Here is a 19,455-nt window from a genome sequence, read left to right on the forward strand (position 1 = left end):
TTAAGCATCCATAGCAATTTCTGTTATAAAATGGGGCGGCTCACAGCACCTGCCGTAAACCGCCCCATTTCAGTTGTGCTGTATATAATTATTTCAGTGCTTTATCCAGCATATCGCCCAGGTCGCTCACACCTAAGGTGAACATAAACAGCACAATGGCCAGTATGATCTTAACCACCACAGGTATAGCGAAGCCGAGGTGGCGCTTCAGATAGGTGTTGGCCGGTGGGAGATAGACGAGCGAGAGCAACAGGTATACGAGCCCGGGCACAGGATGTACCAGTACCAGGTTCAGGACTCCAACGGCTGCTACTACCAGGCCGAAAAACCAGCCGAGCAGGGGATAGGTCAAGGTATGGGCTTTCATAGTGCTGCTGTTTAACTGCCTGCAAATGGAGTTCCGAAAATACCGACAGCCAACTCTGCCCAGATAAGAAAGAGGACCAGCAGAATAATGCCGATAATAACGAGTCGGGATTCGGTATTTCTAACTTTCCGGATCACCAGCTCAGCCAAGAGTCCGGTGCTGAGCAGCAGAATGCCCATGATGACAAAATCTGCCAGATCCCAGTCTACTTCGTTGGTGAATTGCATGGCAATGAGCGGGATGAGCAGCAGAAAAGCTACTGTGAACACAATGCCGATAAGTCTTTTGTTTTGCGTTACCATATCTGTTTTTGATTTATGATGAAGTGAATGTTGCTACTGCTTATTTAAATCCGAACATGATCGGGAAGAGGAAAACGACCACTACTGTCCAGAAAAAGTACACCGGAATGTAGAGCACAATGGACCGCCCTACCTCAGTGATGGCCGCCTTTCGGGTGGCTGCTTTAAAGAGCATGACCGTGACTATGAGCAGGTGCACCAGCATGAGCACATTTCCCCCCATTACAGCCACCCTGTTGGGTGTGATGCCCCACTCCGAGATGCGGAACGAAATAGCCGACAGCGCAATGCCATTCACGACCACCGTTACTACAGAGAGCAGGAGCAGCACCCACACGCCCGAAGCAGCGCCTGATTTGTTAGAACTCTCTGCCACCGAGAAAAAGATTAGCGCCATCACCCCAATCAGGAGCACGTTGAAGAGCAGCAGAAACTCACGGTCGTTGTAAGGGTCCTTGCCGGAGTAGATGATAGCCCCCAGGTAAATGACCAGCATCACCAGCACGAGCGGACTGAAGATTTTGGCAATAACCGGCGACACTTTGTTCACCAATTGCGGGTTGTTCTGGGTCAGGTAGGCGGCTACGATGGGAACTGCCGGCAATCCAAAGGCGACGATGTATTCAAAGTAAAACTCCTCTATCCGGAGCCCGATCAGCGCAAACAGGCCGATCGTTATACCTGTCAGCATCCCAGCGGCTATTACCAAAAGTGCCGACATCACGGCAAGGTCGCCGTTGAAGCGCAGGAAGCTGAGTCGCTTGTCGGCCAGGTGCAGTTCCCGACCCGTGTAAGATACCCCTAGCAGCACCCACAGCAGCAAAGGCAGGTGGATGCAGGCCAGCACCAGCGTGTCGCTCTGGTTGTCGGGCAGCAGGTTGATGTAGAGGGCGCAAACAACCGTGATGGCAGCGATAAAAGCGATCCGGTTTGCCGGCAGTTTGTTCCGCCAGGCAAAGTAGGCCATCAATGGCGGAAGCACAAAAAAGCTGAGGTTGCGCGGGTAGTAGAATTCCTCGCTGATGGGGAAGATGGCCGGTAGTTTGACGAGTATACCTGCGACCAGCGCGGCGATGATCACGAACAGGAACTCCCGGTTAAAGCGCCAGAAAACGTCTTCCGTTTCGTAATTTAGTCGCTCGTACCAGAAGCCGGCCAGCGCCTTGTCCTGTAACTGGGGGTAAATGCCGCTGAACTCCTGTTTGAAGCCAGACTTGTTGGCGCGGTACAGCTTCTCGAGCTGTCCGGGGTTGTCGAGGTGCGATAGTATTTGCTCTTTCATGGGAATATACCTTTAAGGTTATTTTTGAAGATCATTTTGCCAGACAACTGCTGCGCCCTAGTCCCACAGCGTACCGACCAGACCCAGCACAGAACCCAGCCAAAGGCCTACCAGGTAGATCAGCGCGCTCAGCACCACCGCGACGGCCTTGTGTATGCCGAGCCTGCGGTGATAGTGGAGCAGCATGTAGTTGATCAGGCCACCGAGCGCACCGGCCATCGGCACAATGAGGAGCGGCCTTATCATCCACAGTTTGCCCCAGGCTGGATCAGGATGCTGTACACCCGCCAGAAAAAGCGCGATCAGGGCTAATCCGAATGCGGCACCCGTGAGGGCGCGTCTACCTGCCGCAGCGACTTGCACAGGTTGGTTTTGATAATTGTTTTGCTGTACCATGTTTCTTGTGCGTTAAGGATTATACATTGTTTTTGTAAGTAAATAAAGTACTTTGAACTTCAAAGTGTAGCAATAAAAAAATATTAGTCGCTCTGTCGGTTGTTTAAAATCAGCTGTTCCAGGGCATCCAAGTGGCTTTTGAAGGCCTCACGACCGGCATCTGTTGCCTGGTAGGTAGTGTTGGGTTTGCGGCCGACAAACTGTTTCTCCACTTGCAGGTACTTAGCCTCCTCCAACGCCCGCAGGTGACTGGCCAGGTTGCCGTCGGTCAGTTGCAGGGTTTCTTTCAGGGTATTGAAGTCCACCCTGTCGTCCACCAGCAGCACCGACATAATGCCTAGCCGCGCCTTGCTTTCGAAGGCCTTGTTTATATTTTCCAGGTATTCTTTCACCGGTTTGCTAGCGTTCGTATTTAAAGTACACCAGCGCGCCATACACAATGTGCAGTATGCCAAAGCCCAACGTCCAAAGCATCAGACCATAGCTGACAAACACACTGGCAACCAGGCCAAGGATGATTTGGATGATGCCCAGATAACGAATATCACCCAAGGTATACTTGCTGCCGTTGAGTAAAGCCAGGCCATAAAAAACGAGCATGGCTGGCGCTACCAGGTATAGAATGCCATGGTAGAGCAGAACGGCACAAAAAACACCACCTGCAGCCAAAGGTATAGCCAGGTTCACCAGCAGTCGCTTCGATTGGTTGTCCCAGGTGCGCTGGTTCTTCTTGCGGGCATTGCGCGCCGTGAAATAGGTGGCCGTTCCGAAAGCCAGCACCAATACACCGACAGCTATCGCCAATACAAACAGTACGTTCTCACGGCTGAAGTTACTGGCCATATCATTGTAATAATTGATGTTGTGCTGGCTAAAGTACCACTTCACCACCGCCGCACCTATCAGTGCCGACAAGCCTGCAAAAACGCCGGACAATCCGCTCAGGGAGATAAAGCGGGAAGAGCGATCCATGATGTTGCGGATCTCGTGCAGGGCTTCTAGCTGGTCTTGCTGCTGATTCATTATAAAGTACTTTGAGTTTCAAAGTTAATACAGGTTTACGAAAAGTCAAGCACCGAGGCTAAATAAATTTTAATAATTTAAAGAGGGTATAGTTTAGCTCTTAGCGATGCCTAGCGCTTTTAGGGTTCAGAAAACAAACTGCTAAAGCGAGCTTGCAGCCTAAACTGTTACTTAATGCTCTTCGGGAAATTCATGTCCCGAAGGAAACTGTTGGGGATTGCCTAATCCCCGTGTGCCACTTAGCGGCTCGCGCGGGTCCGGAGACCCGCAGAAGTTTAGATTCGGATTGATAAATCCTAATCAGCTATACTTGCGAGAATCGAGTATACCTGAATTATTATATACCTACCTTAAGCAGCTGGACCTAACCGAATCAACTATACCTGTCCCGAAACTAAAAGGCATTGGCCATACACCCAGGTATACAGCCAATGCCTTACAGGTATAGCAGATGCTTCGATTCAGGCTATTTCTCCATCTCCTTCAGTTTAGCAGGCTTCTTCAACTTCTCAGACTCCCACAGGGCTACAAACGGTTCTTCATCGGCTGCCTGGTAGCCGCGCTTCATAAAACCGGTATTGAACCCGAAAGCCGCCTTACCAGTAGTGTCCATCGATAGGATGCCGCGGTCGCCTTTCAATTTATCGGCATGCAACTGAATGGCTTTTTCAGTGGCTGACTGCAGGGAGTTATCGGCATACTTCATCATGGCGTATACCTCGTGCGCGAGCACACCGCGCATAATTGCCTCGCCCTCGCCGGTGCAACTCACAGCGCATACCTCGTTGTTGGCAAAGGTGCCCCCGCCGATAATGGGTGTATCGCCGACGCGTCCTTTCATCTGGTTAGTCAGTCCGCCGGTGGAGGTGGCCGCTGCCAGGTTGCCGTTGATGTCCAGGGCAACAGCACCCACCGTGTCGGTCATGGAACCGGGCATGGCTTTCTTCCCTGCCTTTTCCTGCTGCTTGTCAAGCCAGGCCTCTCTTTTCTCAGGTGTCACGAAGTACTCCGGCCCTTTGAGTGGCAGGTTGTTGGCAAGGGCAAATTCCTCGGCACCGGTACCCACCAGCAGGCAGTGTTTGCATTTCTGCAGAATTACCTTAGCCAGACTAATGGGGTGCTGCACATACCGCACACCACCTACTGCCCCAACCCGAAGGGTATTGCCGTCCATAATGGCGGCATCGAACTCAGTCTCTCCCCGCTGTGTCAGACTGGCGCCACGTCCGGCATTGAACATGGGGTTGCGCTCCATGCTGTTGACGGCAGCCTCTACTGCATCCAGGGCGCTGCCGCCTTTTCCCAATACATCATACCCTTCTTTCAGAGCATCGGCCAGGCCCTGTCTGTACGCTTCTTCTTTTTTCTTATCAAGTTCGCCGGGCTTTAGGGTTTCTGCGCCGGCGTGTATCGCAATTGCATATTTCTTCATATTCGTTTTTTCGTTTGGTGTAGCCTCCGGAATTGCGAGGCGAGCTATACCTGGTTTTAACAGGGCATAACCCAGCGCTGCAGCGGCTGCCACCTGGTTTTAGCGGCCGCCGGAGAAACGTTGCTTTAGAATGAATCCTGCTCGAGTGAGGAGATGTGCCGGTGCTCAATGATGCGGAAACTCTCCACCATTTTTACAGACTCCGGTATGTCTTCCGAAAACAGGGCGATGAAGGCACCCTCCGGGGCATACTCCATGGCATGGGCCAGGGCGCGACTTTCCTGGTTGATCTCAGTGATTTTCATATCAGGCTTCACCGATATGATGCCTTGCTTGAGCAGACTGTTGATCTCGTGTCCGGGTTTGCCGCGCAGGTCCTTGTCCTGCCGGATGATAATCTCGTCAAAGGTCTCGGCTGCAATGCGGCCGATCTCGATGGTATCTTCTTCCTGCCGGTCGCCTACACCCGCCACGATGCCAATTTTGTAGGTAGCATGCACATTGTCGATAAAGTCGGTGATGGCCTCCATGCTGGCAATGTTGTGGGCATAGTCGATGAGCACTTCATAGCGGGGCAGCTTGAAGAGATTCATGCGGCCCGGCGTGGTTTCGGCGGAAGGTATAAAGGTGCGCAAGGCGGTTCTGATCTCGGGTATCTCGAAGTGGTTGATATACCCGGCCAGGGTGGCAGCCAGCACGTTCTGAATGTTAAAGCGGGCACGTCCACCAAAGGTCAGCGGAATATCCGCCACCCGGTCAACCCGGATCTTGTAGGTGTTCTTAAAGATGGAAATATACCCATTCTCCAACACGGCAGCCAGTCCACCTTTGCTGATGTGCTGCAGAATGCGCGGGTTGTTTTCATCCAGACTGAAGAAGGCCACCTTACAGGAAAGGCCGGTCGCCATTTCAAACACCAGGTCATCGTCCGCATTGAGCACAGCATAGCCGCTCGGGCACACCGTGCGCGGGATCACCGCCTTCACCTCGGCCATTTCCTCTACCGTGTTGATGTCGCCGAGTCCCAGGTGGTCTGCCGACACGTTGGTTACGATGCCGATATCGCATTGCCGGAAGGCCAGGCCGGAGCGCAGCAAGCCACCCCGGGCGCACTCCAGTACCGCGTAGTTCACCGTAGGGTCCTTGAGTACGAACTCGCTGCTATAGGACCCGGTGGTATCGCCTTTGATGATCTTCTTGTCCTGGATGTAAATGCCGTCGGTGGTGGTATAGCCTACCTGATAACCCTTGAACTTGAGCATGTGTGCCACCAGGCGGGTGGTGGTCGTTTTGCCGTTGGTACCGGTAATGGCCACAATAGGTATACGGGTCGGGCTGCTGTGCGGAAAAAGCATGTTGATGATCGGCTCCGCTACGTTTCTGGGCAAACCGTCTGTCGGGGAGATGTGCATGCGCAGGCCGGGAGCAGCGTTCACCTCGATCACGGAACCTCTTGTTTCGGGTAGCGGGATGGCAATGTCGGTCGTCATTACATCAATACCGCATACGTCCAGCCCGATGATGCCGGCGATGCGCTCGGCCATGAGCACATTGTAAGGATGCACCAGATCCGTTACGTCGGTGGCTGTGCCGCCTGTGCTGAGGTTGGCCGTACTCTTCAGGTATAGCACTTCGCCCGCAGGCAACACCGACTGCAGCGTCAGGCCTTTTTCCTTGATCAGGTTGCGGGTATGCTTGTCGACTTTGATGTGGGTGAGCGCCTTTTCATGCCCTATACCTCTTCTGGGGTCTTTGTTCACCTCCTTCACTAGTTGCTGTATGGTCGAGATACCGTTGCCGGTGACCATGGCGGGTGTACGTTTGGCAGCGGCAGTGAATTTGCCATTGATGACCAGCAGGCGGTAGTCGTCGCCGGTGATGAACTGCTCCACCATCACTTTTTTAGAGAAACGCTGCGCCTCTGTGAGGGCTCTCACCGCTTCTTTCCAGGAATTAATGTTAATGGACGCCCCCTTTCCCTGGTTACCATCCAGCGGCTTGACTACCACAGGATAGCCCAACTCCTCGACTGCGGTCTCCAGTTCATCGGTATCCTGCACTATGCTGCCGAGCGGAACCGGTATACCTGCATCGTCCAGGATGAGCTTGGTAGCGTTTTTGTTGCCGGCGTTCTCCACTGCAAAAAAAGAGGTGCGGGAAGTCATGGCAGCCTGAATGTGTCTTTGGTAGATGCCGTAACCAAGCTGAATGAGTCCGCTGCGGTGGTTGTTGATATAAGGTATACCTCTGTTTACGGCCTCTATTATAATGGCCTCGGTGCTGGGGCCAAAGTACTCGTCTTCCCTTATCTGGTGCAGTCTGGCAATGTCCTGCACGATACTGGGCTTCTTGCCTTTGGCCATCAGCTCGGTAATGCGCAATGCAGCATGAGCCGCGTACTCGCCGGCACGTTCCTGCTGATAGGAAAATACCACATAGTCCACGCCTGGTGCGGGCCCGGCGTAGCGCCTGCCATAGCCACTGCTCATGCCAGCCAGCGTTTGCAGTTCGAGCGCAATGTGCTGCACCACCTTGCTAAATGTGGTGCCTTCGCGCACGAGCCTGAAAAAACCACCGGGCGTTCCTTTTGATGAGCGGTGCTCATACATACCCGGGAAAAGCTTTTCTAAACGCTCCGGAAACTGGGGCACTTCATTGGTGAGGACATCCTTCAGGCTTTCCAGATCGAGCTTCAGGACAATTATTTTGGGATGCTTAATAGACCAGTAATTAGGTCCACGCATGATCCTCAGTTCAAGTATTTTCATTTGCTTTCACACTTCAGGTTTGAGCCTGTCAGAAACAGGTCGCTGGCCGCGAGGGCTGTGCATAAGTTTAGTACGGATTGGGAAAAATTTGGGAGAACACAAGCATTGTAAAAAGGGCTTAAGTCATTCAAAAATAAGTAGTTTAAACAGCCCAGATCAAACAGGAAGTGTTTAGTACCAGCTGCTTCCGTATTTCTACCCCTTTTAAGTAAACGGCCGCTTTGAGCCCGTTAATTCTAAAACCCAGGCCCGTCTGCGTCGTTTAATTACTGCGTGTTTTGTCTAAATAAGTATTCAATAAGTTCTATAATTATATTAACTATAAAGCAATGGCAAGAGATTATCAGGATGACTATGGTAGAGGGAGCTACCGCTCGCACGACCGTGACCGCCCTCAACATGAAGACCAGGGTTTTTTAAACCGGATTGGTGATAAAATCAGCAATGCATGGGAGCGAATAACCGGTGATGAGGACGAACAGCGTCAAAGGAGCAGTGCGCATTACCCTTATTCCGGAGAGCGTGATCGCGGGGGATATGGCTCGTCAGCTTACGGTTCAGGCGCTTCGGGCAGTTATGAGCAGGGCAGTAGCCAGTACGGGCAGTCCCAAATGGGCAAGTATAGCCCGCAGCGCTCCGAAGGCAGCAGGTATATGGGTGCTCCCCGATCCGGGCAGGGCTGGAGCAGCAGCGGTTACAGTGGCCGTATGTCTGACTATGGCAGCTCTCCGCAGCAGCGTGGCCAATCGCAGGGCGGAAGCGGCTATGGCAGTTCCCAGGGTTATGGTTCCGACTCATCGCAGGGTAGCAGTTATGGTGGTAGCGGTTCTCCTTATGGAGCAGGCTCCAGCGGAGGAGAGTATGGTGCATCCGGGTACACAAACTATGGCGGCCCCTCTGGTTACGGCGAGGCATCAGCAGGATACGGTCGTAGCTCAATGGGTTTCCCGCGTGGCTCCGACTATGGAAGCGGCGGCTCCGGCTCTATGGGAGGCGGTTACTTCGGTAGCGGAGCAGGGCCCTGGAGTGGTGGGCCTTACGGTGACACCGGCACCGCCGGCTACCGGGCAGACAGTGGTTCGCAGCGAAACACTGGCGGCACCTTCGGTCAAGGCTCCCAGGGCAGGGACAGCTACAACAGCTCCGATTACGATTATTCGCGCAGGGAGCAGTTGCGCCGGGGGCAGTCAGACCAAAGCCATGGCAGCGACTGGGATAGGTGAAACGCCCCAGGGATGTTGAAACAAAAAGGGACTGCATGCAGTCCCTTTTTTATTTAGTGATCATCTGTCTCGCGTCTTCCACAGTGTCCGCCGACTTGATCAGGCGGTCAAGGCCCAAGATCTCAAACACGTTTCGGATCTTAGGCGGCATGTTCACCATAACCAGGTCCATTTCCTTCAGGTTACAGGCCTGAAAGGCGGCCAACACCACACCCAGCCCGGCCGAGGAAATGTAGGTAAGATCACTGCATTCGATTAGCACAAATCCCGACGAGGCAGCGATTGCCTCTTCCAGTGCGTTGTCGGCGTATACAGACGAACTGGCATCGAGCTCTCCTTTGAATTTGAGCAATGCCCCCTTGCCAATCGTATCTGTTGTAACGCTAAAAGTTTTCATGTATCGTAGGTTTTCCCTTTTGATCAATCTCCCTAACGTTTAGGATAATTTATACCCTGCCAGGAGATGCTTCGTTTGTGCTTTTGCCTCTCATACGCAAAAATGTGATTCAGGCTGTCCTGCCCGAGGGCGTATGCCTTTCAAAGGTATAAGAAAAATCTTCCTTTCGATACTATACCTATGAGTCTAAGTAAACTGGCCATTTAATTCTGGCTAGATTGGTAGTAAATACGTACATAACTCTGCAGTAAATACTGAATTTTTACCAATGTATCAATTTTAAGTGTTATGTAGGATAGCTGCAATTGTACATTCAGTTATTTATGATGAAAATTGTTGTCGGATGGAATCGCCGGGAATAAGGGGCTTGCGCGACCTTAGATTCAAACATAGAACATGATAAACCTGATAATCACCGATGACCATAAAATAGTACGTGATGGCTTGAAAGCGTTGCTGCAAGACCAGATTGCTGTGCGGGTGGTAGGTGAAGCTGCAAGTGGTAGCGAACTGCTTGATTTACTCCCCGCAGTAGAGGCAGATATTGTACTGATGGACATCAATATGCCCGGGATGGATGGCTTTGATACGGCTGCTCATATCCAAAAGCGCTATCCTGAACTCAAGGTGGTCGTGCTTTCTATGCTGAGCCACGAAAAATATGTGAATCGTATGATGGAGCTCGGTGCCTCCGGCTATATCTTGAAAAATGCCGGTAAAGAAGAGCTGTGCTGTGCCCTGCAACTTATCGCGCAGGGTTGCCGCTACATCAGTCCGGATGTAACACTGGAGCTGCTCCGCAAGGTGAAGCAGCTACCGCCCGAAACGCTGACATCCAACGGCAATGGAGATGAGCACCGGGAATTGTCTAAGCGAGAACTTGAGGTGCTGGCCCTGATCGGTGAGGGCTATACCAATGCAGAGATTGCCGATAAGCTGTTTACAAGCAAGCGCACCATAGAAACCCACCGGCAAAACCTGCTCGACAAAACCAAAGTCCGCAATACGGCGGCGCTTGTGAAATACGCCCTACTACGCGGCCTGATTTCCTGAGGTAGAAGCAGTTTCCTGATTCAGAATAAGCATTGCTTTTCTTAGCGCATTTGTCGGGAGGCAAGGCAGTTCGCAGCTGACATTTTAGGTATGACCAAGCTCCGTAGCTGTGGTATTTTCGTATCTTGTGATGAAACCATAGCCTCACTGCGCCATGCATCAGAACCGAAGTGTCGCACGACTCCTTTTCGCTGAGGAAACAGACATGGGTGGCCTGCCGCTTCGTCAGCCACTGCCTACCAGCCAGGTAGAGCAGCACGATCCATTCCTGCTGCTGCATCACCTAACCACCACTATTCTGCAATCAGATTATCCCTACAAGCTGGGAGTTGATCCGCATCCACACCGTGGTTTTTCGCCGGTCACGTTTGTGTACCAGGGAGGGGTGCACCATCGCGACTCACGCGGAAACGACAGTGTGGTATGGGCGGGCGGCACCCAATGGATGGATGCTGGTCGCGGGATTGTGCACAGCGAGCGTCCTCCCCGCGAGATGCAGGAGCAAGGAGGCGTGCAGGAGATCGTGCAGTTGTGGGTGAACACTCCGCGGGCTCTTAAAATGGAGCAGCCTGCTTATTTTGCCTTGCAAGCCGAAAATACCCCTACGATTTCTGAAGATGAAGGGCGCGTGCATATCGCTGTAGTGGCGGGAGAATACAAGGGCACTAGTGGGCTTGTAAAGACGCCGGGCCCCGTAATGGCACTTCGCCTCACGCTACAGGCAGGTGGCCATTGCACCATCCCAATACCTCATGACCATAACGCCATGCTATACCTGCTCGATGGTGAGGTGGTGCTGGAAGGCTATGGACTGATAGAAGGCGTATACCTGGCACTCCTGGACAGAGATGGCGATGTTTGTACGATCACTGCCCGGCAAGTCACGCGCCTGTTGCTGCTTTCAGGGAAGCCACTGGATGAACCGCTGGCCATGCACGGCCCCTTTGTGATGAATACCCAAACCGAAGTGATGCAGGCCATGCGCGACTACCAGATGGGCAAGATGGGCATACTGTTCGAGTAAGCTGAATTTACTGGCTCTTGTCAGAGTGTCCTCTGCGTGCCGGTTTTGCGGGAGGACCGTCTGTCTGTAAACTCCTATTAGCAATTTATTAAGCTGACTTTTGCCGGGTACTCTTTCAAATCTTTTTGCCAACGGGTTATCTCCTGGTACGATGGCTGGCGCACCATTTCCCTTCAAAAGACATACCTGCTCAAAAGACACTCCGATCGGCGGGGCACCATAGCGCAGTTTTTTAAAATCACTTATTCAATTTGTACCCTGATAAGTTCATGTAATAACTGAAGCAGTGGGCGCGCAACTGTGCGGTAAGGTATAGGGCAGGATTAATAAGGTATACAACTACCCATATTTAGCCCCGGGCTGCAAATTGGTGAGAACCAAACCCAGGTGTACATAGGTGCTGTACCAGCCTTGTGAATCTACCTAAAACGGAAGGCAATTTGCCAGGGACTGTGCTCAAACACTACATGACCGATGTAAGACATCCGCTTGAACGTGTGTTGTAACATAAGTTGCAATATGATTATTTAAAGGTGCAACAATGAATTAAATTATGGGGTTCTATTGGTTATATTCTATTTTAGATGCTATACCTTGTTTGTTTAATGTAATTATTTTGTGATAGGGTTCCGTATTACACTCTTTATAATAGCACCCTTGTTTACCAATATTCTCTCTGCCCTACTGCTTTTCTTTGGGTGAAGCAGGCTTTTTACTTTAATACACCTTATGTAACACGTTTAACTAATCCTTATTTTATGAGAAAACTTTTCGCAGTGGTTGTGGTCAGCCTTTTGGCAATAAGCAACATTTTTGCACAGGCCTATGTCGATAGCAAACTCAAGGAGGCCATTACCGACAAGACCAAGCTGGTGCAGGTAGTAGTAACTTTCAAAGGTGAAAGTGCTCCTACGCTGCTCGACCTCTCAACACTCACGCAGGCCGGCATCACACAAGGCCTCACACTCAAATCACTTCCCATCGCCGGTGTACTCGCTACTGGCCTGCAGGTAGATCTACTTGCCAAGAGCTCCCGCGTACTCTCCCTTTACCTGAACGAATCATTGCAATATGAAAGCAATTCCGGCACTGCGCTTACCGGCGTAGATAAGCTGCGCAAAGACCCACTGTTTACCAGTCGTAACGGTGGGTTTCCTGTTTCCGGCAAGGGCATAGGCGTACTGGTAAACGACAGCGGCGTGGATGGCACGCACCCTGACCTGCAGTTCGGTAAAAACCTGGTGCAGAATGTGACGGCTGCCACAAACCTCAACGCCATATCTTCTTTACTGCCCTACACACCGATCGAAAACGTGCCCAACACCGACGCGACCGGCGGCCACGGCACACACGTGGCAGGTATAGTGGGCGGCACAGGACAGGCCTCGCAAGGTTTGTATGAGGGCGTGGCACCGGGCGCTAAACTGGTGGGTTACGGCTCCGGCGCCGCTTTGCTCTTGCTCGATGTGCTTTCCGGCTTCGACTACGCCATTACCAATCAGGCACGTTACAACATCCGCGTGATCACCAACTCCTTCGGCACGACCAGCGACACCGGCACCGACGTAAACCCGGCCGACCCGATCACGCTGGCCACCAAGCGCTGCGTGGACCGCAATATTGTGGTGGTGTTCTCGGCGGGTAACTCTGGCCCAGGTTCCGGTACCATGACCGGTCAGTATAAGAAAGCCCCCTGGGTGATTGCGGTGGCCGCCGGCGACAAGTCAGGCCAACTGGCCAGCTTCTCTTCACGCGGTGTAAAAGGCAAGGGAGGTTCTTTCTCCCTCGATGGCAAAACCTATACCTGGGAGGACCGCCCGACGGTGACATCTCCAGGCGTGGATATTATCGCCGCCCGTGTTATTGCGCCAGTTTCCTCGTTGTCGGCTGACAAAGACGCTGCAGAACTGGATCCGGCACACGTGCCCTACTACACGCACATGAGCGGTACTTCCATGGCAGCGCCGCATGTGGCGGGCATTGTGGCTTTGCTTTTAGAAGCCAACCCCTCGCTCACACCTTACCAAGTGAAGGAAATTCTGCAGCAAACCGCCACCAACATTCCGAACCGTGAGAAGTGGGAGGTAGGGGCCGGTTACGTGAACGCCTATGCCTCGGTTGACAGAGCCTATCGCTCTTCCGCTCCCTATGGCTCGACGCTGAACATGAACCGCACGTTCAACAGCAATGTGAACGCCAACAGCGAGACGCTCAACTTCGCAATCGACTACAACCCTGCAACGCCTGCTACTAACATCTATACCTTTAATGTAGCTTCTGGTACTACGGGTATCGAATCCAAGATCAGAACGCAGGGTATTGCCGGTGAGACGGGCAACCCGGTAAGACTAACGCTAATCTCCCCGAGCGGTGCCCGCACAAGTGCCGGCATCCCGGTATTGTTTGCCTTAAGCTATGACCGTGGCGTGGCAGTTGCCTCACCGGAGCCAGGCACATGGACCGTTGAGATATCCGGTCTGAACGGCGTTGCCTTCCCGGAAAACATAAACGGCGTGGTGAACATGATGACGGCGGCCGGCACTACCGGACTCAATGACATTGCCGGTCACCCGGCAGAAGCCTCTATCAAGATGGCAGTAGGCGCCCGCCTGGCCGATGGTCTGAAAGGCGGCGGTTACAAGCCGGATGAACTCTTAAAGCGCATCGACCTGGCAGACTACCTGGTGATGGGAGAGGCGATCCGTCAGTACTTGCCAGTGGACGGATCTTATACTCTGACTGACGTGAAAGAGCGCAACCTCATCGCAGAATCGGTAACCGCCCGTGGCGCCGCCCTACGTGACAAGAACCATATGCAGAACGGCATCATGCTGGCTACTGCTCCGGGCAAGTTCAATCCGAACGGTAAAGTGAACCGCGCCGAGCTGGCCTACTCGCTGGTGCAGGCACTTGGGCTGCAAAGCTACGCCCTGGAGCGCAACGGCAAAACACCAACCGTGGCTTATAATGGCAAGGACTATCCGATTGAGGATGCCGCCGACATACCTGCCGGACTGGAAGGCTATGTGAGCGTGGCGCTCGAACTGAACTTGATTAACGCCTTCTTCACCATCACACAGGGGCCATATGACCTGGAGCCTGTACTGCACGCCAATTTCAAGCCGCTGCAGGATGTGACCCGCGCAGACTTTGCCGTGGTTATTACCCGCACGCACGGCCTGTGGAACAGCGGGCAGCAACCGCTTGCCGCGGAAGGCACCACCAATCTGGCTATATCAGCAGAAGGCAGACTCGTAAGCTACCCGAACCCATTTGCTGATGTAACAACCATCCGCTATGCGGTAGAACAGGAGGGACCTGTAACTGTGGAAGTGTTTGACATACTGGGTAAGAAAGTGCGTACCCTGGTGTCAGAGAACAAGACGGCCGGAGAGCACGAGATCGACTTCAGAGCAGGAAGTCTGCCAGCCGGTACCTACATCTACAAAGTAGAAGCAGGGCAGAAGGTATACTCCAATAAGATGCTGTTGGCAAAATAAAGCCTCCGTAAGCATGATGCAAAAAAGGCTCTCCTGATTGGGAGGGCCTTTTTTGTTGAGTTGAATCCTGTTCCCGGAAATATACTGTATCACTTTGCCAGTGTTATAAGTATATTGTACCTAAACATTTTCCGAGCGTATAGCCAGTTGTGGCTATTTTAATGGTTTTGCCATATATTAACAATTGCTCAGAAAAAGTGCATAAGCAGTAGAATAGGCGATACTTCCATATTTTGTAGTATTTCGCTGTTCGCTGCTTTTATTTTAAAACGCAGCAGAGTCACTGGGCGATTGCCTTTTGAACACTGTAAAAACAGAAACAAGTAGCATTTAAATATGAAAGCATACAGCAAGTGGTATCATCCTTACGAGATCAACGAGAAGTATCAGAAACGTGTGGCCTATTTCAGCATGGAGTTCGGTATACACCAGGCACTCAAGACTTATTCGGGTGGCTTGGGTTTCCTGGCCGGCTCTCACATGCGCAGCGCGCACGATTTGCGCCAGAACATGATCGGCATCGGGATACTTTGGAAATACGGCTACTACGACCAGACGCGCAACGATGACCAGACCATGCGGGTACAGTTTCAGAAGAAGTACTATACCTATCTGGAAGACTCAGGCATCATGGTAACCGTGAATGTGAACGGGCACCCGGTAAAAGTCAAAGCCCTGGTGCTGCGCCCCGAAGTGTTCGGCACTGTGCCGATGTATTTCCTGACCACCAACATCGAGGAGAATGATCACCTGGCACGCACCATTACCTTCCATCTCTATGACAAGGAACCGTCGACCCGTATTGCCCAGAGCATTGTGTTAGGTATAGCCGGTGCCAAAGTAGTAGAGGAACTGGGTGGTGCTGATATTTACCACATGAATGAGGGACATGCCCTGCCGCTGGCTTTCTATCTGCATGAGCGATTCGGGAATACCGAGGATATGCGAAAGCGCGTTGTATTTACCACCCACACCCCCGAGAAAGCCGGAAACGAGGTACACGACATTCACCTGCTCAACAAAATGTCGTTCTTCAACAACACCTCCCTGGAAGAAGCCCGCCGGATGACGGGGATGCACGGCAATTTCTTTGACTATACCCTGGCTGCCTTACGGATTGCCAGAATAGCCAATGGGGTATCGCAACTGCATGGGCAAGTGGCGCGCGACATGTGGTATGAAAACGAAAATGTGTGCGAGATCAAGGCTATTACCAACGCACAGAATGCCCGCTTCTGGATGGACAACACCATGCGGCAAGCGTTGGAGCGTGATGATAACCAGGCCCTGGTGCAGCGCAAGGCAGATATGAAGCAGGAGCTTTTCGAACTGGTGGCTGACCAGACGGGCAAACTTTTCCGGAAGGATGTGCTCACCGTGGTGTGGGCCCGCCGCTTTGCCGCCTACAAGCGGGCTGACTTGCTGGTGCATGATATCGAACGCTTCTTTGAGATGATCTCGAATAAGTCGCAGCCTGTGCAGGTAATCTGGGCCGGTAAGCCTTACCCATTCGACGAGGGAGCTGTGAGTGTGTTCAACAGCCTGGTGAACCTTTCCTACCAACGCAAAAACTTCGCGGTGCTGACAGGTTACGAAATTGGGTTGTCCCGCAAACTGAAGCAGGGGGCCGACATTTGGCTGAACACACCGCGCCGTCCACGCGAAGCCTCCGGAACCAGTGGTATGACCGCAGCCATGAACGGAGCCGTCAACCTGTCGGTGCTGGACGGCTGGCTGCCGGAGTTTGCCCGACACGGCGAGAACAGCTTTGTGCTGCCGGTAGTAGACACCAGTTTGCCTGATCCGATGCAGGACGAGATTGATCACAAAAACCTGATGAACATTCTGGAAGGGGAGGTGATTCCGACCTACTACAATGATCGGAACAAATGGATGAAAATCGTAAAGCAGAGCATGCGCGATGTGATGCCGTTCTTCGACTCAGACCGCATGGCGCATCAGTATTATGAGCAGATGTATTAACGCTGCCCTTTATGAGTAATGACGAATGATGCATAAATAAAAAGCGAAGTGAAATGAATATTGATTATTCATTTCACTTCGCTTTTTAATGACTATTTGCTCGCCATTACATTACTTAATACTCATTCGTTATTACTCATTCTCTCTTCCAAAGCGGCTTCCGAAGAAATCGCCTTGCTTCCAGCTTGGGCGCTTTGTTGCATTCGCCACCTGGTAGCTGATCAGGAAATTCAGCTGCACGTACTTTTTGCCGGCGTCAAAGTCGAAGGTACTGGTTACCTCGTCCTGTGGCAGGTGGTAGTGCACTTTGCGCCATACTTCTACCTGCTTGTTCAGGTTGTTTTGTCCGTCTTTGGTCTTGTTGCCATACTTGATGTGCAGGGCAGGTATACCCTGCATCACAAAGCTGTACTGGTCGCTGCGGATAAAGCGCATTTGCTCCGGCTCCGGATCTTCCTCTACGGTCATGCCCAGATGTTGCGCGGCAGTGCTCACCTCATTTTCGAGCGTAGAGTGGTTCGCACCCAGCCCTACAACCGACAGAAGCGGCGCGATGATGGTGGGCATGTCGGTGTTGATGTTGGCCACGATCTGCTCTACCGGAACCGTCGGGTAGCGAGCGAAGTAGGCGGAGCCCAGCAGGCCCATTTCCTCAGCCGTTACCATCACAAACAGCACAGAACGCTTTGGTTTTTCCTTCAGTCTGGAATAGATCTTGCCGATCTCGAGCACACTGGCCACACCAGAGGCGTTGTCGTGGGCACCGTTGTAGATGGAGTCGCCGTTTACGGCACGGCCTATACCTACGTGGTCTAGGTGGGCGCTGTGTACCACATACTCGTTTTGTAATTGTGGATCAGAACCGGTGATCTTGCCGATCACGTTGTGGCTTTCAAAATCGTTGTAGTTGGAGGTATAGCTCGTGCGCAAGGTATGGGCGAGCGGTGCAGAAGCAGGCTTGCCTTGCTTCAGTTGCTCTCCGAGCTTGGCCATTTCTATACCTGTCCCTTTCAGGAGCTGTTCAAATGTGGCGGCGTTGATGTTGGCCAGCACACGGATCTTGTCCGACACGTAGTTGCGCGACACGGCCACCTTGCCGTTCGGGTCCATTACACTGTATGTTCCGCGTTCCAGGTTAGCAACACCCGCCTTTGGGTTGTCTGTTGCCACAAGCACGCCTATGGCACCTTTTTCGGCGGCGATCTTCAGCACCGTCATCATGTCGCGGCTGTAGGCCGACACCGTAGAAGGGAAGCTGGCAGGTGCACCGCGCAGTACAACCACGATTTTATCTTTCACGTCTATACCTGCATAATCGTCGTAGCCTAGGTCAGGCGCGCTGATGCCGTAACCTGCAAACACGAGCGGGGCCTCTACGTTCACCTCCGGCTCTTCGGCATGTGGGTATACCGAGAAGTCTTTGTTATAGGTCAGTTCAAGCTCGCTGCCCATCGAGTCGGCCAGGGTCATGCTGGCCTCTTTGCCGGGAAATGACTGGCGCAGGCGCACCAGTTGCAGGTAGGTGCCGTTCTCACCGCCGGGCTCTATACCTGCTTTTTTGTAGTGCTCCACCACATAGTCCACAGCCATCTGGTAGCCTTCGGTGCCAGGCTTGCGGCCCAGCAAACGATCATCGGCGAGGTACTTGATGTGGGCCTTTATATCATTTGGCTTTACTTTTTTAAGCGATTTCTCAACAGGTTTGTCGAGAGCCAGTGACTGGGCGGAGGCACTCCCTTGCAGTAAGAGGCCGCAGGAAAGGGCCAGGAACAAAAAGCGTTTCATTAAAGTCAGATTGGTTGTTTCTCCAAATATAAGAGAATTGTGGCATAGCGCCTATCCTATACCTGCCCTTCAGGTATAGAAGAACAGGCATAGGCTTACTTTCTACGTTTCTTGCGCCGCTCTATTCCCCGCAGTATAAAAGTCATCGCTGTGAGGAACAACAGAAAAAGGATCAGACTCAAAATTTTCATGCCTGAGGGAGTTGGCGTTTGAAGGGCGGGGAAAATGTTTGTGCCTTACCCGGCTTTGGTTTCTTCCTGATGCACGAGGTAACTGGTGAGCTTGTCCCACTGCAGTCCCTGAAAACCGGCCCAGCCACCTTCCGCTATCAGCGTGTTCAGCACGGAGCGGTCACCTGACTCTTCGCCCTGGTTGTTAATGTACTCATTTTTGCCAACCTCGGAGGCAATGAGCCTGGTACCTTGCAACTCTACCCGAAACGTACTGCTGGCTTCTTTGGTAAAAAAGTGCTCTGTCACTTCCTCCTCGTCGGCTGGCGGATTAGGTTTTTCACTGGGGTGCACTGTAAACTCAGCCAGGTTGTCCTCTATGCGGATGCTGGATATATTTACCCAGTTTTCTACATTGGAGGCCGGCAGCGTGATCTTCATGAAATACCCAATCTCCGGTATTTCCGCCGTCGTTTTCAGCCCTCTGGCATTGTGCAGCTCAAAAGTGGAATTGATACCCTCCAGGTTCGACCAAAGGTTTACGTTGAACAGCTTTTTTTTAGATTCTTCAAATGCCGTCCGCGCACTGGCTACATCCGGGTAGTCCTGCTCATTCTGGTAGAGTTTGTCTTTCGACTCCTCTCCCTTTAATACTTTCACTTCCTCTTTTACCTTGTCGACTATTTTCTTGATGCCCATGGTCCGTAATGTTTAATCCGACTTTACCTTACGCACGAAAAGAATGCAAGG

Annotated in this window: 16 protein-coding genes; 5 read left to right on the forward strand and 11 right to left on the reverse strand. The window is 52.3% G+C overall.

Going from position 1 to position 19,455, the window contains the following annotated elements:
• Nucleotides 1–88 precede the first annotated feature (88 nt).
• The 8 genes from C8E01_RS15225 to cphA all read right to left on the reverse strand — a co-directional run bounded on the left by C8E01_RS15225 (nucleotide 89) and on the right by cphA (nucleotide 7,570).
• Nucleotides 89–367 (reverse strand): hypothetical protein, encoded by a 279-nt coding sequence (locus tag C8E01_RS15225; protein ID WP_116544317.1) that lies wholly within the window; start codon nucleotides 365–367, stop codon nucleotides 89–91.
• An 11-nt stretch (nucleotides 368–378) separates the two neighbouring features.
• Complete coding sequence (locus C8E01_RS15230) at nucleotides 379–669, reverse strand: hypothetical protein (protein WP_116544318.1); 291 nt, start codon at nucleotides 667–669, stop codon at nucleotides 379–381.
• Between the two features lie 40 nt (nucleotides 670–709).
• Nucleotides 710–1,951: a DUF4153 domain-containing protein gene (locus tag C8E01_RS15235; RefSeq protein WP_116544319.1), complete on the reverse strand. Its 1,242-nt coding sequence runs from the start codon at nucleotides 1,949–1,951 to the stop codon at nucleotides 710–712.
• Nucleotides 1,952–2,008: 57 nt separating this feature from the next.
• Nucleotides 2,009–2,347 carry a potassium transporter KefB gene (locus C8E01_RS15240; protein ID WP_116544320.1) on the reverse strand — a complete coding sequence of 113 codons (339 nt, stop codon included), beginning with the start codon at nucleotides 2,345–2,347 and terminating at the stop codon, nucleotides 2,009–2,011.
• A gap of 83 nt (nucleotides 2,348–2,430) precedes the next feature.
• Nucleotides 2,431–2,739 (reverse strand): winged helix-turn-helix domain-containing protein, encoded by a 309-nt coding sequence (locus tag C8E01_RS15245; RefSeq protein ID WP_116544321.1) that lies wholly within the window; start codon nucleotides 2,737–2,739, stop codon nucleotides 2,431–2,433.
• A 7-nt stretch (nucleotides 2,740–2,746) separates the two neighbouring features.
• The gene (locus C8E01_RS15250) at nucleotides 2,747–3,370 is read right to left on the reverse strand and encodes a hypothetical protein (protein ID WP_116544322.1); all 624 of its coding nucleotides are present in this window, start codon (nucleotides 3,368–3,370) and stop codon (nucleotides 2,747–2,749) included.
• A 466-nt stretch (nucleotides 3,371–3,836) separates the two neighbouring features.
• Nucleotides 3,837–4,895, reverse strand: coding sequence for an isoaspartyl peptidase/L-asparaginase family protein (locus C8E01_RS15255; protein ID WP_116544323.1), 1,059 nt, complete (start codon nucleotides 4,893–4,895; stop codon nucleotides 3,837–3,839).
• Nucleotides 4,896–4,927: 32 nt separating this feature from the next.
• Complete coding sequence (gene cphA, locus C8E01_RS15260; protein ID WP_116544324.1) at nucleotides 4,928–7,570, reverse strand: cyanophycin synthetase; 2,643 nt, start codon at nucleotides 7,568–7,570, stop codon at nucleotides 4,928–4,930.
• A 329-nt stretch (nucleotides 7,571–7,899) separates the two neighbouring features.
• On the opposite strand from cphA, the gene C8E01_RS15265 reads away from it, so the two are divergent.
• Nucleotides 7,900–8,793, forward strand: coding sequence for a hypothetical protein (locus C8E01_RS15265; protein ID WP_133242778.1), 894 nt, complete (start codon nucleotides 7,900–7,902; stop codon nucleotides 8,791–8,793).
• A gap of 49 nt (nucleotides 8,794–8,842) precedes the next feature.
• On the opposite strand, the gene C8E01_RS15270 is transcribed toward C8E01_RS15265, so the two are convergent.
• Nucleotides 8,843–9,190, reverse strand: a complete 348-nt coding sequence (locus tag C8E01_RS15270) for an STAS domain-containing protein (protein WP_116544326.1) — start codon at nucleotides 9,188–9,190, stop codon at nucleotides 8,843–8,845.
• A 396-nt stretch (nucleotides 9,191–9,586) separates the two neighbouring features.
• Between C8E01_RS15270 and C8E01_RS15275 the strand changes: the two genes are divergently transcribed.
• From C8E01_RS15275 to glgP, 4 genes are all read left to right on the forward strand, one after another.
• Nucleotides 9,587–10,243 carry a response regulator gene (locus C8E01_RS15275; protein WP_116544327.1) on the forward strand — a complete coding sequence of 219 codons (657 nt, stop codon included), beginning with the start codon at nucleotides 9,587–9,589 and terminating at the stop codon, nucleotides 10,241–10,243.
• A 154-nt stretch (nucleotides 10,244–10,397) separates the two neighbouring features.
• Nucleotides 10,398–11,267 (forward strand): pirin family protein, encoded by an 870-nt coding sequence (locus tag C8E01_RS15280; protein WP_116544328.1) that lies wholly within the window; start codon nucleotides 10,398–10,400, stop codon nucleotides 11,265–11,267.
• A gap of 758 nt (nucleotides 11,268–12,025) precedes the next feature.
• On the forward strand, nucleotides 12,026–14,767 hold the full coding sequence (locus C8E01_RS15285; RefSeq protein ID WP_116544329.1) for a S8/S53 family peptidase: 2,742 nt from the start codon (nucleotides 12,026–12,028) through the stop codon (nucleotides 14,765–14,767).
• A gap of 336 nt (nucleotides 14,768–15,103) precedes the next feature.
• Entirely contained in the window at nucleotides 15,104–16,750 is a 1,647-nt protein-coding gene (gene glgP, locus C8E01_RS15290) for an alpha-glucan family phosphorylase (RefSeq protein ID WP_116544330.1), read from the forward strand.
• Nucleotides 16,751–16,882: 132 nt separating this feature from the next.
• Here the strand turns inward: glgP and C8E01_RS15295 are convergent, their stop codons facing one another.
• Nucleotides 16,883–18,535: a M28 family metallopeptidase gene (locus C8E01_RS15295; protein WP_116544331.1), complete on the reverse strand. Its 1,653-nt coding sequence runs from the start codon at nucleotides 18,533–18,535 to the stop codon at nucleotides 16,883–16,885.
• A 236-nt stretch (nucleotides 18,536–18,771) separates the two neighbouring features.
• Nucleotides 18,772–19,404: a hypothetical protein gene (locus C8E01_RS15300; protein WP_116544332.1), complete on the reverse strand. Its 633-nt coding sequence runs from the start codon at nucleotides 19,402–19,404 to the stop codon at nucleotides 18,772–18,774.
• Nucleotides 19,405–19,455: the final 51 nt, after the last annotated feature.

Origin of the sequence: Pontibacter virosus (genome assembly GCF_003096355.1) — a bacterium.
Lineage (GTDB): Bacteria > Bacteroidota > Bacteroidia > Cytophagales > Hymenobacteraceae > Pontibacter > Pontibacter virosus.

Bases quoted from the DNA above. Each gene is read 5' to 3' on its own strand.
- C8E01_RS15300 (WP_116544332.1), bottom strand. From the start codon at position 19,404: ATGGGCATCAAGAAAATAGTCGACAAGGTAAAAGAGGAAGTGAAAGTA.
- C8E01_RS15285 (WP_116544329.1), top strand. From the start codon at position 12,026: ATGAGAAAACTTTTCGCAGTGGTTGTGGTCAGCCTTTTGGCAATAAGC.
- C8E01_RS15250 (WP_116544322.1), bottom strand. From the start codon at position 3,370: ATGAATCAGCAGCAAGACCAGCTAGAAGCCCTGCACGAGATCCGCAAC.
- C8E01_RS15235 (WP_116544319.1), bottom strand. From the start codon at position 1,951: ATGAAAGAGCAAATACTATCGCACCTCGACAACCCCGGACAGCTCGAG.
- C8E01_RS15270 (WP_116544326.1), bottom strand. From the start codon at position 9,190: ATGAAAACTTTTAGCGTTACAACAGATACGATTGGCAAGGGGGCATTG.
- C8E01_RS15240 (WP_116544320.1), bottom strand. From the start codon at position 2,347: ATGGTACAGCAAAACAATTATCAAAACCAACCTGTGCAAGTCGCTGCG.
- cphA (WP_116544324.1), bottom strand. From the start codon at position 7,570: ATGAAAATACTTGAACTGAGGATCATGCGTGGACCTAATTACTGGTCT.
- C8E01_RS15280 (WP_116544328.1), top strand. From the start codon at position 10,398: ATGCATCAGAACCGAAGTGTCGCACGACTCCTTTTCGCTGAGGAAACA.
- C8E01_RS15230 (WP_116544318.1), bottom strand. From the start codon at position 669: ATGGTAACGCAAAACAAAAGACTTATCGGCATTGTGTTCACAGTAGCT.
- glgP (WP_116544330.1), top strand. From the start codon at position 15,104: ATGAAAGCATACAGCAAGTGGTATCATCCTTACGAGATCAACGAGAAG.
- C8E01_RS15275 (WP_116544327.1), top strand. From the start codon at position 9,587: ATGATAAACCTGATAATCACCGATGACCATAAAATAGTACGTGATGGC.
- C8E01_RS15265 (WP_133242778.1), top strand. From the start codon at position 7,900: ATGGCAAGAGATTATCAGGATGACTATGGTAGAGGGAGCTACCGCTCG.
- C8E01_RS15225 (WP_116544317.1), bottom strand. From the start codon at position 367: ATGAAAGCCCATACCTTGACCTATCCCCTGCTCGGCTGGTTTTTCGGC.
- C8E01_RS15295 (WP_116544331.1), bottom strand. From the start codon at position 18,535: ATGAAACGCTTTTTGTTCCTGGCCCTTTCCTGCGGCCTCTTACTGCAA.